The sequence below is a fragment of the Nocardioides sp. OK12 genome, from assembly GCF_024341885.1.
Lineage (GTDB): Bacteria > Actinomycetota > Actinomycetes > Propionibacteriales > Nocardioidaceae > Nocardioides > Nocardioides marinisabuli.
Window position 1 is genome coordinate 101,034 of sequence record NZ_BNET01000002.1, and the last position, 14,449, is coordinate 115,482.

General features: G+C 74.2%; 12 protein-coding genes. 5 read left to right on the forward strand and 7 right to left on the reverse strand.

Annotation, left to right across the window (positions count from 1 at the left end; all coding sequences use genetic code 11):
* Window positions 1-3 precede the first annotated feature (3 nt).
* The 4 genes from OCU29_RS04665 to OCU29_RS04680 form a co-directional block, all read right to left on the reverse strand.
* Window positions 4-1,467, reverse strand: a complete 1,464-nt coding sequence (locus OCU29_RS04665; protein WP_261818987.1) for a DUF3089 domain-containing protein — start codon at window positions 1,465-1,467, stop codon at window positions 4-6.
* Window positions 1,464-1,847 carry a hypothetical protein gene (locus tag OCU29_RS04670; protein WP_261818988.1) on the reverse strand — a complete coding sequence of 128 codons (384 nt, stop codon included), beginning with the start codon at window positions 1,845-1,847 and terminating at the stop codon, window positions 1,464-1,466. Before OCU29_RS04670 ends, OCU29_RS04665 begins: the two co-directional genes overlap by 4 nt.
* A gap of 117 nt (window positions 1,848-1,964) precedes the next feature.
* Window positions 1,965-3,188 (reverse strand): pyridoxal phosphate-dependent aminotransferase, encoded by a 1,224-nt coding sequence (locus OCU29_RS04675; RefSeq protein WP_261818989.1) that lies wholly within the window; start codon window positions 3,186-3,188, stop codon window positions 1,965-1,967.
* A gap of 94 nt (window positions 3,189-3,282) precedes the next feature.
* Window positions 3,283-4,770, reverse strand: a complete 1,488-nt coding sequence (locus OCU29_RS04680) for an FAD-binding protein (RefSeq protein WP_261818990.1) — start codon at window positions 4,768-4,770, stop codon at window positions 3,283-3,285.
* Between the two features lie 77 nt (window positions 4,771-4,847).
* On the opposite strand from OCU29_RS04680, the gene OCU29_RS04685 reads away from it, so the two are divergent.
* Window positions 4,848-6,359, forward strand: coding sequence for a potassium/proton antiporter (locus tag OCU29_RS04685; protein ID WP_261818991.1), 1,512 nt, complete (start codon window positions 4,848-4,850; stop codon window positions 6,357-6,359).
* 6 nt (window positions 6,360-6,365) lie between these two features.
* Here the strand turns inward: OCU29_RS04685 and OCU29_RS04690 are convergent, their stop codons facing one another.
* Both OCU29_RS04690 and OCU29_RS04695 read right to left on the reverse strand, forming a co-directional pair.
* Window positions 6,366-6,893: a LytR C-terminal domain-containing protein gene (locus tag OCU29_RS04690; protein ID WP_261818992.1), complete on the reverse strand. Its 528-nt coding sequence runs from the start codon at window positions 6,891-6,893 to the stop codon at window positions 6,366-6,368.
* Window positions 6,894-6,990: 97 nt separating this feature from the next.
* A complete protein-coding gene (locus OCU29_RS04695) occupies window positions 6,991-7,266 on the reverse strand; it encodes a hypothetical protein (protein WP_261818993.1) in 276 nt (91 codons plus the stop codon).
* 151 nt (window positions 7,267-7,417) lie between these two features.
* Here OCU29_RS04695 and OCU29_RS04700 point away from each other — a divergent pair, with 151 nt between their 5' ends.
* The 4 genes from OCU29_RS04700 to OCU29_RS04715 all read left to right on the forward strand — a co-directional run bounded on the left by OCU29_RS04700 (window position 7,418) and on the right by OCU29_RS04715 (window position 10,298).
* Window positions 7,418-7,936: a nuclear transport factor 2 family protein gene (locus OCU29_RS04700; RefSeq protein WP_261818994.1), complete on the forward strand. Its 519-nt coding sequence runs from the start codon at window positions 7,418-7,420 to the stop codon at window positions 7,934-7,936.
* A gap of 171 nt (window positions 7,937-8,107) precedes the next feature.
* Complete coding sequence (locus OCU29_RS04705) at window positions 8,108-8,794, forward strand: type IV toxin-antitoxin system AbiEi family antitoxin domain-containing protein (RefSeq protein ID WP_261818995.1); 687 nt, start codon at window positions 8,108-8,110, stop codon at window positions 8,792-8,794.
* Between the two features lie 425 nt (window positions 8,795-9,219).
* Complete coding sequence (locus tag OCU29_RS04710) at window positions 9,220-9,645, forward strand: hypothetical protein (RefSeq protein WP_261818996.1); 426 nt, start codon at window positions 9,220-9,222, stop codon at window positions 9,643-9,645.
* Between the two features lie 89 nt (window positions 9,646-9,734).
* On the forward strand, window positions 9,735-10,298 hold the full coding sequence (locus tag OCU29_RS04715; protein ID WP_261818997.1) for a TIGR03086 family metal-binding protein: 564 nt from the start codon (window positions 9,735-9,737) through the stop codon (window positions 10,296-10,298).
* Window positions 10,299-10,376: 78 nt separating this feature from the next.
* Here OCU29_RS04715 and eccCa read toward each other — a convergent pair whose 3' ends face one another.
* A complete protein-coding gene (gene eccCa / locus OCU29_RS04720; RefSeq protein WP_261818998.1) occupies window positions 10,377-14,411 on the reverse strand; it encodes a type VII secretion protein EccCa in 4,035 nt (1,344 codons plus the stop codon).
* Window positions 14,412-14,449: the final 38 nt, after the last annotated feature.

Here is a 14,449-nt window from a genome sequence, read left to right on the forward strand (position 1 = left end):
GCCTCACGGCGCCCGGGTGATCCGGTAGACGGTGTGGCGCACCCCGCCGGGCGGCTCCCCGCCCAGGAACCCGGCGTCGTGCAGGCTGCGCACCTGCTCGGCCACGCCGGGGTCGGTGCTGGCGTCGGCGGCCGCCGCGCCGGCGGCGTACGCCGCGAAGCCGTGGTGGCCGCCCACGTCGTCGCCGGCGAGGTGCCCGGCCTCGAAGGTGAGCGTGAGGTGCTCGGGCGAGTCGGGGTTGGCGGCGCCGTCGAGCAGCGGCACCACGTCGCCCTGCTGCTCGAGGGAGAGCACGTGGCTGCCGGGCGGGAAGGGACCGAGGTGGGCCACGGGTGAGCCGGCGGTGACCACGTGGGTCACCGAGTAGCCGTGGTCGGCGGCGCCCAGCGAGCCCAGCAGCTGGGCGGCCTGCAGCCCGCCCTGGGAGTGCCCCGCGAGCAGCACCGGCTCGTCGGGACCGACCCCGGCCTGCTCGAGCGCCGCGAGCACGCCGTCGCCGTACGCGGTGGGCGCGTCGCCGACCAGCATCAGGTTGGCGCCCAGGTCGCGCACGTCGTCGTCCTGGGTCCACGGCAGGGTCGTCATGTCGTCGGTGCCGGGCAGGTAGACGACGTGGCGGGCGCCGCCGTCGGGCCCCTCGAACGACTGCACCTCGATGGTCCCGTTCATCTCGGGACGCGCCGGGCCCGACAGCTCGCTGAGCTGCGAGAGGTGGTCGACGAGGTCCTCGACGCTGCGCGGGCGGCGGGCCGAGCCGGCGACCGTGACGTCCGGCAGCGCCAGCACCCGGGCCCGGCCCGGGTCGTAGGCACCCGCGAGCAGCCGGGCGAGCACCGCGGTCTCCGTCACCCGCAGGGGCAGCCCCACCAGTCCGTCGAGCCCGCCACCGGCCCCGCCGGCCAGCCGCTCGACCAGGCGGGGGTGGTCGGTCACCCACTCCTCGAGCGCCTCCCCGCCGGGCTCGAGCCGCCCGCGCAGGCGCTCGCGCCCGTCGGCGGGCAGGTGCGGCCAGAACAGCGCGGTGGCGCAGGTGGCGCCGGCGAGCGTCGGCAGCCAGAGCGGGGCACCCAGCCCGAGGGTGCGGCCCAGCGCCCGGCCCAGGGCGTGGTCGAGCGACGAGACCGCGCCCTCGGCCAGCTCGTCGGCCCCCTCCAGCAGGCGCACGGCCAGCCGCACCGCCTCGGCGTCCAACGTCCAGCCGAACGACTCGGTCAGCACCCCGTCGCGCCCGGTCGTGGCGCCGGCGACCGCCGCGCCGGCCTCGGCCAGGCTCAGCGGGGCCAGGACCGCGGAGGCGACCAGGTCGTCGTCGACCAGGGTGCGGGCGCCGAGCGCGGCCCAGTCGCGCATCCGGCCGGCCGCGGCGTCGTACGCCTCCGCGAGCGCGAGCAGGCGCGCGTACGTCGCCGCCAGGCCCGCGACGCCGCCGGTCACCGAGACGACGACGGCGCCGTCCGCCCCGCTCACGCGACCACGCCCCGCAGCACGTCGGGCAGCAGGTCCGGCAGCCCGTCCGGCAGCACCTCCGGCAGCAGGTCCGGCAGGGCGCGGGCGTCGTCCAGCAGCTCCTCGGCGCGTCGCGCGGCGGCCAGCAGCAGCGCCAGCCGCTCCTCGACGGCCTCGGCGTGCCGCTCCAGCGCGGCGGCCGCGTCGTCGTGGTGGGCCGCGCAGCGACGCAGCGCCGCCCCCTGCTCGCGCACCCGCCCCAGCAGGGCCTCCCCGGCGCGGCCCTGCCAGCCGGCCGCCTCGGTGAGCGCGACCAGCCGGTCGGCCTCGGCGCGGACGTCGTCGCCCTGCTCGTGCAGGGCGCGGGCCAGGGAGCGGATGGCGGCGGGGTCGGCGGTCACGGGGCCTCCCGGGGGCGAGGACGGGGTCGAGGACGGGCCTCGATGGTGGCCCCGGGGCCGGGTGTGCGGCAGCGGCCGCGGTGGTGCCTGTGGAGGAGCGCCTGCGGGGGCGTCGGATCAGTGCGCCGTGAGCGCCGGCGCCAGCCGCTCGAGCCCGGCCTCCACGTCGCTGCGCGGCCCCGCGAAGGAGAAGCGCAGCGAGCGGTGGCCGTGCACGGTGTCGAAGTCGACGCCGGGGGCCAGCGCCACGCCGGTGGTGGCCAGCAGGTGGTGGGCGAAGGCCATCGAGTCGTCGGTGAGGTGGGAGACGTCGGCGTAGACGTAGAACGCCCCGTCGGCCGGGGCCAGCCCGGTGACGCCGAGGCCGCGCAGGCCCTCGATCAGCACGCGACGGTTGTCGGCGTAGCGCGCGACGTGCCCGTCGAGCTCGGCGTACGACGCCTCGGTGAAGGCCGCGACCCCCGCGCGCTGGGCGAGCACCGGGGGGCAGATGGTGAAGTTGCCGGTCAGCACGTCGACGGCGCGGCGCAGGCGGCGCGGCACCAGCATCCAGCCGATCCGCCAGCCGGTCATCGAGAAGTACTTGCTGAAGCTGGAGAAGACGACCGCCTCGCGGCTGGTCTCCCACGCCGAGCGGGCCAGGGTCGCGCCGCCGTCGACGGCGGCGTGCTCGATGCCGTGGTAGATCTCGTCGGAGATGAGCTGCACCCCGTGCTCCTCGCACCAGGCGGCGAGCGCGGCGAGCTCCTCGGGCAGCAGCATGGTGCCGGTCGGGTTGGCGGGGCTGGCCACCACCAGCCCGCGCAGCCCGCCGCTGCCGGCGAGCCCGGCGTGCAGCGCCGCGACCTGCTCGACGGTGGGCTGGAAGCGGGTCTCGGGGCCGGCGTCGATCTCGACGACCTCGCAGCCCAGCGCCGCCAGCACGTTGCGGTAGCAGGGGTAGCCCGGCCGGGCCATCGCGACCTTGTCGCCGGCCTCGAACGCCGCCAGGAACGCCAGCAGGAACCCGCCGCTGCTGCCGGTGGTCACCACCACCGCGTCGGGGTCGACGTCGATGCCGTGGGCGCGCGCGTGGTGGCCGGCGATCGCCTCGCGCAGCTCGACGACCCCGGTCGAGGGGGTGTAGCCCAGCGGGTCGCCCGAGCCGAGCAGCCGCACCGCCTCGGCGTTCACCGGCGCCGGAGCACCGGTGCTGGGCTGGCCGGCCAGCAGGTTGATGACGTCGCCGTGGGTGCGCTGGCGCCGCGTCGAGGCCTCCAGCAGGTCCATCACGTGGAAGGGCGGCACGTTCGCCCGCGAGGCGACCCGCAGTCGCTGGGCGGGAGGCTCGGGCTGGCTCACCTCCCCGAGGCTAGGCGAGGCGGCCGGGAGGTTCATCGGGTACCCGATGGAACTCGCGCCACCCCCACGAAGGTTCAGCCAGGCAGCGCCAGTTTCATCGGGTGCCCGATGAACCATTCCGGGCGTGGGCCGCAGCCGCCACCCCGGCCCGGCGGCCGAAGAACGAGCCCTCGCCGAGCTGGGTGCCCGAGCAGTAGCCGTTGCCGTCCTGGGCGAGGTTGGAGGCGCAGGCGCCGGCGGCGAAGAGGCCGGTGACGGGGGAGCCGTCGGGGCGCAGGGCTCGGCCGTCGACGTCGGTGGCGATGCCGCCGAGGGTGAAGCCGGCGTAGAGCGCCTTGCCCAGGCGCAGGTCGAAGACCGCCCACGGGCCGGTGGACTGCGGGGCCAGCCACTGCGGGTGCTTGTGGAAGTCGGGGTCCTCGCCGCGCGCGGCGTGCTCGTCGTAGCGGGCCAGGGTCGCGCGCACCGACCCGACGGGCAGCCCCAGCGAGGTCTCGAGCTCCTCGAGCGTCTCGTAGCCGTCGACCAGCGGCGCGAGCGGGAACGCGGGGTACTCCACGTGCTCGCTGTCGACCACCAGGTAGGCCTCCGAGCCGGGCTGGGCCATCACGTGCTGGCTGGTGCGGGAGTGGTAGCTGTCCTCGGCCACGAACCGCTCGCCGCGGTTGTTGACGATCACCCCGGTCAGCAGGGTCGCCGGCGGGTAGACCGGCGCGGTGATGAAGGGCTCGTCCATGTGCTGCAGCGCCGCCCCCGCCGACCGCCCCAGGCGGATCCCCAGCCCGTCGTCGTACGTCGAGCCGAGGGTGAAGAGCTTCTCGGCCAGGGCCGGGGTGTGCTCGGCGACCATGTCGGGGTTCATCACGAACCCGCCGGCGGCCAGCACCACGGCGTCGGCCAGCACCACGCCGGTGCGCTCGAAGCTGCGCCAGCCCACGCCGCGCACCGTCCCGGTCTCGTCGAGCACCAGCGCGGCGGCCCCGGTCTCGTAGCGCACCTCGACGCCCGCCTCCTCGACGCGCTCGCGCAGCAGGTCCATCACCAGCCGGGTGCCCTCGGTGTCGCCGGCGACCGGCACCTTGTGCCCGCGCGGCGCCGGGCGGGCCAGGTCGCGGAAGGGCCAGACCTTCTCGTTGCCGGTGTACATCAGGCCCTGCGTGCCGGGTTGGATGACCGCCTTCTCGGGGTAGTAGGAGCGCTCGAACTCGAAGCCCAGCGCCTCCAGCCAGTCGAAGTGGGCCACCGACCCCTCGCAGTAGGCCCGGATCTTCGTCGCGTCGGGTGCCTTCGACGACGCGGTCAGGTAGGCGACCATGTCCTCGACGCTGTCGTCGTGGCCGGTCGCGCGCTGCACCGCGGTGCCGCCGCCGAGGTAGAAGTGCCCGCCCGACATCGACGACGTGCCGCCGTGCACCGCGGCCCGTTCCAGCAGCAGCACGCGCGCCCCCGCGCGCGCCGCCTCGAGCGCCGCGCAGCCGCCCGCGATGCCGAAGCCGACGACCACCACGTCGTACGCCGGGGCGCCGGGTGCGACGTCGGTGGCCGCAATGGTCTCGGGGACGGTCGTGCCGGGGCTGCTCACCCTGCAAATCTAGAACATGTTCCAGTCGATGGCGACGGTAGGCTGCGACCTCGCGGCCCACCGTCTGATCGGATGAGATGACCATCGACGTCCAGATGCTCAACGAGTTCGTCCTCGTGGGCTCGGCCGTCCTGCTGCTGGCCATCCTCGCCGTGCGGCTCTCGAGCCGCGCCGGGCTGCCCAGCCTGCTGGTCTACCTGCTGATGGGCGTGCTGCTCGGGGAGTCCTTCATCGGCGTGCCCTTCGAGGACGCGATGCTCGCGCAGGTCATCAGCTTCGGGGCGCTCGCGATCATCCTGGCCGAGGGTGGGCTGACCACCAGCTGGCGCGAGACCCGGCCGGTGCTGCGCCTGGGCCTGTCGCTGGCCACCGTCGGCACGCTCGTCTCGATCACCGTGGTGGCGGTGGGGGCCCACTACGTGCTGGGGCTGCCGTGGGAGCTCGCGGTGCTGCTCGGGGCGGTCTGCTCGCCCACCGACGCGGCCGCGGTGTTCTCGGTGCTGCGCGTGGTGCCGCTGCCGCGCCGCGTCACCAGCGCCCTCGAGGCCGAGTCGGGCTTCAACGACGCGCCCACCGTCGTGCTGGTCACCCTCATCTCCACCGGCGCCGTCGGCGACCACCACCCCGGCGTGGTCGGGCTCATCGTGCTCGGCCAGCTCGCGCTCGGCATCGGCGTGGGCCTGGCCGCGGGCTTCGGCGGGGCCTGGCTGATGCGCCGCGTCGCGCTCCCGACCGCCGGCCTCTACCCCCTGGCGGTGCTCTCGATCGCGCTGCTCGGCTACGGCTCCGCGGCCGTCCTGGAGGGCAGCGGCTTCGCGGCGGTGTACGTCGCCGCGCTGGTGCTGGGCAACTCCGAGCTGCCGCACCGCGCCGCGACCCGCTCGTTCGCCGAGGGGGTGGCCTGGCTGAGCCAGATCGGGCTGTTCGTGGTGCTCGGGCTGCTGCTCAGCCCCGGCACCATCACCCTCGAGACGGTCGGCCTGGCGCTGGCGGCGGGGCTGCTGCTCACGCTGGTCGCCCGGCCGGTCTCGGTGGCGGTCAGCGCCCTGCTGCAGCCGATGCCGTGGCGCGAGCTGTCCTTCATGAGCTGGGCCGGGCTGCGCGGCGCGGTCCCGATCGTGCTGACGACCATCCCGCTGTCGCAGGGCGTGGAGGGCGCCGAGCGGCTCTTCGACCTGGTCTTCGTGATGGTGGTCGTCTTCACCGTCGTCACCGCCCCGAGCCTGCCCCTGGTGGCCCGGCTGCTGCGGGTGGCCCGCCGCTCCGAGCCGCGCGACCTGGAGGTCGAGACCGCGCCGCTGGAGCGGATCGCGGCCGACCTGCTGCAGGTCACCATCAGCCCCGTCTCGCGCCTGCACGGGGTGGAGGTGGGCGAGCTGCGGCTGCCGCCGGGGGCGTCGGTCTCGCTGGTGGTGCGCGACGGCGCCTCGCTGGTCCCGCAGGGCTCGACCTCGCTGCGGCACGGCGACGAGCTGCTGGTGGTCACCCCCCGCAAGGTGCGGGAGCGGACGGAGGCGCGGCTGCGCCAGGTCAGCCGCGGCGGGCGGCTGGCGCAGTGGCTGCAGGACGACGAGCGCCCCGAGGGCTGAGGCGGCTCAGCCCGCGGTCGGCGGCGGGGCCACGCAGACCTCGACCGCGCTCTGGACGGTCACCTTCTTGCGACCCTTGGCGACCTTGTCGAAGCGGTCACCCACGACGACGACCACCCCGGGCGCGGTCACCTCGCGGTCGACGACGGGGACCTTCTTGCCCAGCGTCGACAGCACGAGCTGCACCTCGGGGGCGCTGCGGTCGGGGGCCCAGACCTGCACCCGCTCGACCTCGGCGTCACCGGGCGCGTTGCCGCTGGTGCCCTCGGCGAACCCGCGGGCGGCGAGCTGGGCCAGCACCCGGGCGGCGAAGCTGCCGCGGTTGCCGGCGTTGAGGACGCTGACCTCGACCTGGTCGGTGTAGAGCTTGTCGCCGGCCTCCAGGGTGGTGGGCGTGCAGCTCTCGTCGGAGGTCGTCGACTCCGGCAGCGGCTCGGTGGCCGCCGACCAGCCCCACACGACCCCGACGACGAGCAGGAGGCCCAGGACGGCGAGGGTCAGGGCGGAGCGGGCCGGGGCGGGGAGCTGGTTCATCGGTCCACGGGGTCCACGCGCTCGGAGGTCACACCCGGGAGTGTAACGAGCGGCCCGGGTGTGACCTCGCGGTGAGCAGGTGGGTGGGCGAGCAGGCTCAGACCGACCAGCGCACCGCGTCGTCGACCAGGTCGGCCAGGGCGTGCACGCCGCGCAGGTCGTCGCGCGCGGTCATCAGCCGGGTCAGGCCCTCGGTGTGCCGGTCGCGCAGGGCGTCGCGGCGGGCCCGCTCGAGCGCCGGGTCGAGGCCCTGGTCACGGGTGCTGGTACGGGTGCCGGTGGTGCGGGTGCTGGTGGTGCGGGTGCTCGCGGTGCGGGTGCTGACGCGGGCGCGGGACCGGGCGTCGCTGCTGGTGCGGAGCTGCTGGGTCATCAGTTCTCCTCGGGTCGGCCATTGCTGGCGGGGTGGGTGCGCCCAGACTCACCCGCCCAGGTCGCCGGGGTGTTGACGCCAGGTGTCGCGCACGTTTCCTCTTCGCGGAAGGGCCGTGACCTGCGCCACGTCCGTGCCGTAGGTTGCCCCCGTGACCCGAACTGATACACGTTCTAGTTCCGTGGTGGGGGAGCGCGACCTCGCCGCCGAGCTCGACCGCCTGCACGCGCTCGAGGACGTCCGTGCGCTCAAGCACCGCTACCTGCGCTGCCTGGACACCAAGCAGTGGGGCGAGTTCGAGGACTGCTTCGTGCCCGCCGCGACCGGCGACTACAACGGGCTGGTCTTCGAGGACCGCTCGGCACTGGTCGACTACATGCGCACCCACATGGGCCCCGGGCTGATCTCCCTGCACCAGGCCCACCACCCCGAGGTCGTCGTCGACGGCGACCACGCCACCGGTCGCTGGTACCTGCAGGACAAGGTGATCGTCGCCGAGCACGGCTTCATGCTCGAGGGCGCGGCGATCTACGACGACCGCTACGTGCGCACCCCCGAGGGGTGGCGCATCGAGCACACCGGCTACCGCCGCACGTACGAGGCGACGTACCGGCTCGCCGACCTCCCGGGGATGCGGGTGCGCGGTCCCGGGGAGCACACCCACGCGTGACTGGGGGGCCCCGTGTCTCGGCTGCGCTCTCTCCGAGAGCCGAGCGCGCTGGTGGTGGCGATTGCCGACGATCGGCGAGAGCGCAACAGCCTGCCGCTCCGGGAGGACGAATCTGCATCGGGTAGGCGACGTGGCTTTACAGATAACCACCGGAAGAGGCACTATTCTGTCATGGCGAGCAGGGGCGACCTCCTGACGACCCGCGAGGTATCCGACCTCCTGGGGATCGAGTCGCGCCAGGTCCGCGGCCTCGCCGAGAAGGGGGTCATCACGCGCATCGCCCGAGGCGTCTTCGACCGCACCTCGGTGGAGCGGCACCGCCTCGAACGCGGTTCGGGCCGGACCCGGACCTGGGCCGAGCACACCGCCTGGGGAGCGATCGCACTGCTCTCCAACGCCGCGCCGCTCGGCCTCGGCGACACCCAGCGGTCCCGGCTCCGCGCCACCCTGCGCGAGATCACCGACCCGACCGAGCTGACCGTCAGGCTGCGCGACCGCGCGGTCGTCACCACCTGCTCCGGGCACCGCTCCGTCGCCGAGCGCCTCCGCGCCGAGCTCGTCGTCCCCGGCCGCCAGCGACTCGGCCTCGTCGAGGACGACACGGTCCTCGACGGCTACGTCCACGCCGACCAGCTCGCGGACCTCGTACGGCGCTACCGACTGATCGAGGACCCCGCCGGGCCCATCGTCCTGCGCAGCACCCACACGGACATCGACTTCGTCCGGTACCTCGCGGCCTCCAACCGGACGCTGGCGGCCGTCGACGCCGCCACTTCCCTCGACCCGCGCGAGCGTGGCATGGGGGAGCACAACCTGCTCAGCAGGCTCGAGCTGTTCCGCGAGAATGACCGCCTCTGACCAGCCGGGCGCCGTCGAGCGCCCGAACATCGACGTCGCGACCCCGATCGGCGGGTGGCCCGACCCGTGGCCGAACGTCGCCGAGATCGCCGCGGTCCTGCCGAGTGACAAGTGGACCTTGGTCGGCGGCCTGATGACCCAGTTGCACTCCATCCACCGCGACCTCGGGATCGTGCGGCCGACCAACGACGTCGACATCGTGCTGCACATCGAGACCACTCGCGGCATCGCAGCCGAGACCGCGGATGCGCTCCGGTCCCTCGGCTACAGCCTGCGCCCGGCCGTCGACCCGCGCGACAACACCGCACACCGCTTCTACCGCGGCACCAGCAAGGTCGACCTGGTCGCCGGACACCCGGACGAGGGCTCCGAGGGGCCAGCAGCACGAACAGGAAGAACAGGAAGGGGAGCAGCAGGAGGAGGTCGTGGACGTCCTGGTCGCCGACCACCACGCACCGAGGGTCACCCAGCGGCTCGAGGGCCGCGACATGGTTCGCATCGAGGGCGGAACGCAGGCGCTCCGGCGCACTGTCTACGCGCGCCTGGAGATCGAGCCTGGAGCCCTCACCACGGTCTCGGTGCCCGGCCCGTTCGGGGCGCTCGTCTTGAAGGCTGCCGCCTACACGGCCGACACCCGTGACCGCGACCGCCATCTGCGCGACGCCGTCGTGCTGCTCGCCTGCATCGACGACCCGTTCGCCGAGCGCGACGGCTTCACCGGCTCAGACCGATCCCGGATCCAGACGCTCCGCACCAGGCTCACACCTGACGAGCTGTCGTGGAGCGCGCTGTCCGGCCAGGACCTCGTCGACGCGAGAACCGCGCTGGAGATCCTGGCCGACGAGAACTGACAAGCACGCCGGTAGCGGCCGACAAGCGGTCGACGACGCCTGCGCAAGAGCGCGAGTGACGCGCGCGCAGCCGCGGGCACACTGTGGTCATGACCGACGTGCAGTGGCTGTTCGAGAGGGCCTCGGTGCAGTTCCAAGATGTCGTGGCCTCGCTCCAGCAGGCGGATTGGACCCAGCCCACGAACTGCCAGGTATCTGTGCGTGAGCTCGTCGAGCATGTGGTCGCAGGGATGGAGTTCGCGGTACGACTCCTGTCGGGCGCAGAAGACGCCCGATCCGGGATCGACGAGTTCCGACTCGGGCCAGACCCTGTGGGTCAGCTGGAGCGCTCGTGCCATGCTCAGGCAGAAGCCTTCGCTCGTGCTGACCGCGCCCGGCCGCTGCGGCACTCCTCGGGCGACATCGACTTCGAGACCTTCGTCAGATTTCGGCTGGGCGACCTGACCATTCACGCCTGGGACCTCGCCGTCGCCGCAGACCTCGACGCAACCTTGGAGCCAGGGCTGGTGGGTGCGTTGTGGGAGTTGGTCGAGCCGCACTTGGCGACGATGCAAGCGATGGGGGCCTACGGGGCGGGAGCCAGCGGCAGGCTTGCTCCCGACACCGATGCTCAGAGCCGACTGCTCGATGCGTTCGGTCGTACACCGAGTTGACGGTGGCTGTACCTGCCGCCGCTCACGCTGCGATAGGAACGGCGCGCCCGAATAGGACTCGCTCAGTGAGCGCGCGGGTCAGACGGTGGGGTCGGTCCAGGCCGTCTGCACCACCTCGGTGCCCCGCTCGCGGGTCAGCAGCCGGCCCCGGCCGGGCGCGGTCGGGGTGGGGCGCAGGGTGCCGATGAGCGGCCCCTCGTCGGGCGAGCCCGAGAGCAGCAGCCCGGGCATCGCCAGGTCGCGCAACGACTGGATGACCGGCTCGTAGAGGGCGCGCGAGGCGCCGCCGGAGCGACGGGCCACCACCACGTGCAGGCCGACGTCGCGGGCCTGGGCCATGAGCGGCGCGAGAACCTGCACCGGCGAGGACTGCTGGGTCGCCACCAGGTCGTAGTCGTCGACCAGCACGAAGACCTCCGCGCCCTGCCACCACGACCGGTTGCGCAGCTGGTCGGGGGTCACGTCGGGGCCCGGCAGGCGCTGCTCGAGGTAGGCGGCCACGTCCTTGAGCGCGGGGCCGGCCTGGGTCGCGGAGGTCAGGTAGTTGAGCAGGTACTGCTCGGGGACCTCGCCGAGCATCGAGCGGCGGTAGTCGACGACGATGATCTGCGCCTGCTGCGGGCTGCGGGTGCGCATGACCTCCTGGGCGTAGGTGCGCAGCAGCGCGCTCTTGCCCGACCGGCCGTCGCCGAAGACCAGCAGGTGCGGCTCGGCGTCGGGGTCGAGGGAGACCGGCGCGAGCTCCTTCTCGTTGACGCCCAGCAGCAGGCGGCCGCCGACCTTGGCGTCGTCGGCGGGCGCCGGGTCGACCTGCGCCTGCTCGCGGACCCGCGCCAGCTCGATGCGCTCGGGCAGCAGCCGCAGCTTGGGACCGCGGGGCCCGGTCCAGGCGGCGCCCACCCGCGCGACGAGGTCCTCGATGCCCTCGCCCAGGGTGCTGCCGTCGTGGTCGGCGTCGACGCGGGGCAGCGCGCCGAGGAAGTGCAGCTTCGACTGCACCAGGCCCCGCCCCGGCCGCCCGGTCGGCACCAGGGCGGCCAGCTTGCGGTCGACCTCGGAGTCGATGTGGTCGCCCAGCCGCAGCTCGAGGCGGGTGCCGAAGACGTCGCGCATCGCCGCGCGGAAGTCCGACCAGCGCGCCGCCCCCGCGACGACGTGCAGGCCGAAGGTCAGGCCGCGCCCGGCCAGCTGCTGCAGCGCCAGCTCGAGGTCGTCGAAGTCGGCGCGCAGGGTGCTCCAGCCGTCGACGACCAGGAAGACGTCGCCGTAGCCGTCGTCGACGCGACCGGCGGCCCGGCGCGCGCGGTAGGTCTCGATCGAGTCGATGCCCTGGGCGCGGAAGTAGGCCTCGCGACGGTCCACGATGCCGTGCACCTCCGCGACGATGCGGCGTACGACGTCGGGCTCGGAGCGGGTGCCGACGCCGGAGACGTGCGGCAGGTCGGCCAGCGGGGCGAAGGTGCCGCCGCCGAAGTCGAGCACGAAGAACTGCGACTCCAGCGGCGTGGTGATCAGCGAGGTGCTGGCCACGATGGTGCGCAGCAGGGTGCTCTTGCCGCTGCGCGGGCCGCCGACGACCGCGACGTGGCCCGAGGCGCCGGCGAGGTCGACGGTGAGGGTGTCGCGGCGCTGCTCCCGGGGCCGGTCGACGGTGCCGAGCGGGACGGCCAGGCCGCCGAGGCGGCGCCAGGACGGTGAGACCAGGCCGAGCTCGGGGTCCTCGACCAGGTCGGGGAGCAGGTCGTCGAGGGTGTCGGGCACGTCGAGCGGCGGCAGCCAGACCTGGTGGGCGGCCGGGCCGTGCCCGCGCATCCGGGCGACGGCGACGTCGAGCAGCGAGGGCTGGTTGCCGTCGGCGACCGGCGCCGCCGGGGCCGGGACGGCGGGCTCGGTCTCGGGCTGCTCGAGCTGCTGGACCTCCGAGATCGTGAACGGCAGGATGCCGGGCACCTTGCCGCCCTCGTCGCGACGCACCCGCACCCGGCCCGAGGGCGGACCGGAGACGTAGGCGGCCTTGAAGCGGACCATGCTGGTCGGGTCGGGCTTGAGGTAGCCCAGGCCGGGCACGGCCGGCAGCTCGTAGGCGTCGGGCACGCCGAGCACGGCGCGCGACTCCTGGGCGCTGAAGGTGCGCAGCCCGATGCGGTAGGACAGGTGCGACTCGAGCCCGCGCAGGCGGCCCTCCTCCAGCCGTTGCGAGGCCAGGAGCAGGTGCAGGCCCAGGGAGCGGCCGAGGCGCCCGATGGCCACGAAGAGGTCGATGAACTCGGGCTTGGCCGAGAGCATCTCGGAGAACTCGTCGACGACGATGAACAGCGAGGGCAGCGGCTCGAGGTCCTCGCCGGCGGCACGGGCCCTCTCGTAGTCGCGCACCGAGGCGAAGTTGCCGGCCTCGCGCAGCAGCTCCTGGCGGCGCACCATCTCGCCCGACAGCGCGTCCTGCATGCGGTCGACGAGGGTCAGCTCCTGGGAGAGGTTGGTGATCACCGCGGAGACGTGCGGCATCTCGGCCATCCCGGCGAAGGTGGCGCCGCCCTTGAAGTCGACGAGCACCAGGTTGAGCTGCTCGGGGGAGTGGGTCAGCGTCAGGCCCAGCACCAGGGTGCGCAGGAACTCCGACTTGCCCGAGCCGGTGGCGCCGATGGCCAGGCCGTGGGGACCCATGCCCTGCTGCGCCGACTCCTTGATGTCGAGGTGCACCAGCGCGCCGCCCTCGCCGAGCCCGATCGGCACCCGCAGCCGGTCGCGGGCCGGTCGCGGCCGCCACGCCGCCTGCGGGTCCAGGGTGTGCACGTCGCCGAGCGCGAGCAGCTCCATGAAGTCGGTGGGGCCCGAGATCTCGCCGCTGCCGGCCCCGGCCTCCGCGCCCGCACCGGCGCCCCCGTGGGTGACCGTGTGCAGCGGGGTCAGCCGGCGCGCCAGCGCCTCGGCGGTCGCCAGGTCGCACTGGTCGGCGGTGGCGCGCACCGGTGCCTCGCGCAGCCGCACCGCCAGCAGCGGCACCCGGCCGGCGGCATCGGGGGCGGAGCCGACCTCGAGGCGCAGCCGGGTGGCGTCCTCCAGCTCGTCCCAGCGGGTCGGCAGGTCGAGCACGGTGACGCCGTGCAGGCCGTCGGGCGGTACGACGTGGTTGCCGGGCGGCAGCGCCACCCCGTCGGTGACGAGCAGGATGTGGGGCGAGGCCGCGCGCTCGTCGGCGCCGAAGCGCGGGCGGTCGCCGAGGTCGGGGGGCAGCAGGTCGGCGAGGTCGTCGAGGGAGGTGGTGACCATCCGTTGCGCACCGACGGCGTCGGAGCGCTGGGCCGAGAGCCCGTGCGGCAGCCACTTCACCCAGTCCCAGTGCGCCAGGTTCTGCTCGGAGGCGAGCACCGCCACCACCAGGTGCTCGGGCGACTGGAAGGTCGCGGCCGAGCAGATCAGCGCCCGCGCCAGCGACCGGGCCGTCTCTTCGGCGCCGCAGAGCTCGATGCGGTCGAAGGCCCGCAGGTCGACCGAGGCCGGCAGGTCGGGCTGGTTGCGGTGCACCACGAGCAGGCGGTGCAGCGCGGAGGCGGCGACCGGGTCGACCTGGTCGATGGGGGCGCTGTCGGGCGGCACCAGCGAGAGCGCGAGCTCCTGGCTGCAGCGGCCGTAGCGCACGTGCAGGAACTCGGGGTCGCCCACGCCGTGCTCCCACACCCGGGTGCGGTCCTCGGCCAGCGCGGGCAGCGCCGACGGGTCGGGGTGGCGCCAGGTCAGGGCGCGCCGCTGCTGGTCGGCGGCGTCGCGGGCCACCTGGCGCACGGTGCCGAGGTAGCGCAGGTACTCGGTGCGCGAGCCGGTCACGCTCTGGGCGCGCTGCTTCCGCTGCCGGTCGATCTGGACCACGATGAAGCCGAGGGTGGCGAAGAGGAACATGCCCGCGGCGATGAAGCTGCGCCCGCCGTTGCCCGAGGACTGGCCCATCGTGGCGACCAGCACGATCGAGCCCAGGCTGCCCAGCATCGGGATCGCGTTCATCAGCACCCCGGCGGCACCCTCGGAGCGGTCGAGCTCGGGAGGGGCCTGGAGCCGGATCTCGCCGGAGGGCATCTCCGGCTCCTCGAGGCGCTGGCCCCGCAAGGTCGTGGTCACTGCTCTCCTCGGTCGAGCGGGGCGCTGCGGGGCGCCGC

What these genes read in the sequence shown, in the direction of transcription:
- OCU29_RS04685 (WP_261818991.1), top strand. Translation starts at nt 4,848, where the DNA reads ATGACCATCGACGTCCAGATGCTCAACGAGTTCGTCCTCGTGGGCTCG.
- OCU29_RS04690 (WP_261818992.1), bottom strand. Translation starts at nt 6,893, where the DNA reads ATGAACCAGCTCCCCGCCCCGGCCCGCTCCGCCCTGACCCTCGCCGTC.
- OCU29_RS04695 (WP_261818993.1), bottom strand. Translation starts at nt 7,266, where the DNA reads ATGACCCAGCAGCTCCGCACCAGCAGCGACGCCCGGTCCCGCGCCCGC.
- OCU29_RS04705 (WP_261818995.1), top strand. Translation starts at nt 8,108, where the DNA reads ATGGCGAGCAGGGGCGACCTCCTGACGACCCGCGAGGTATCCGACCTC.
- OCU29_RS04715 (WP_261818997.1), top strand. Translation starts at nt 9,735, where the DNA reads ATGACCGACGTGCAGTGGCTGTTCGAGAGGGCCTCGGTGCAGTTCCAA.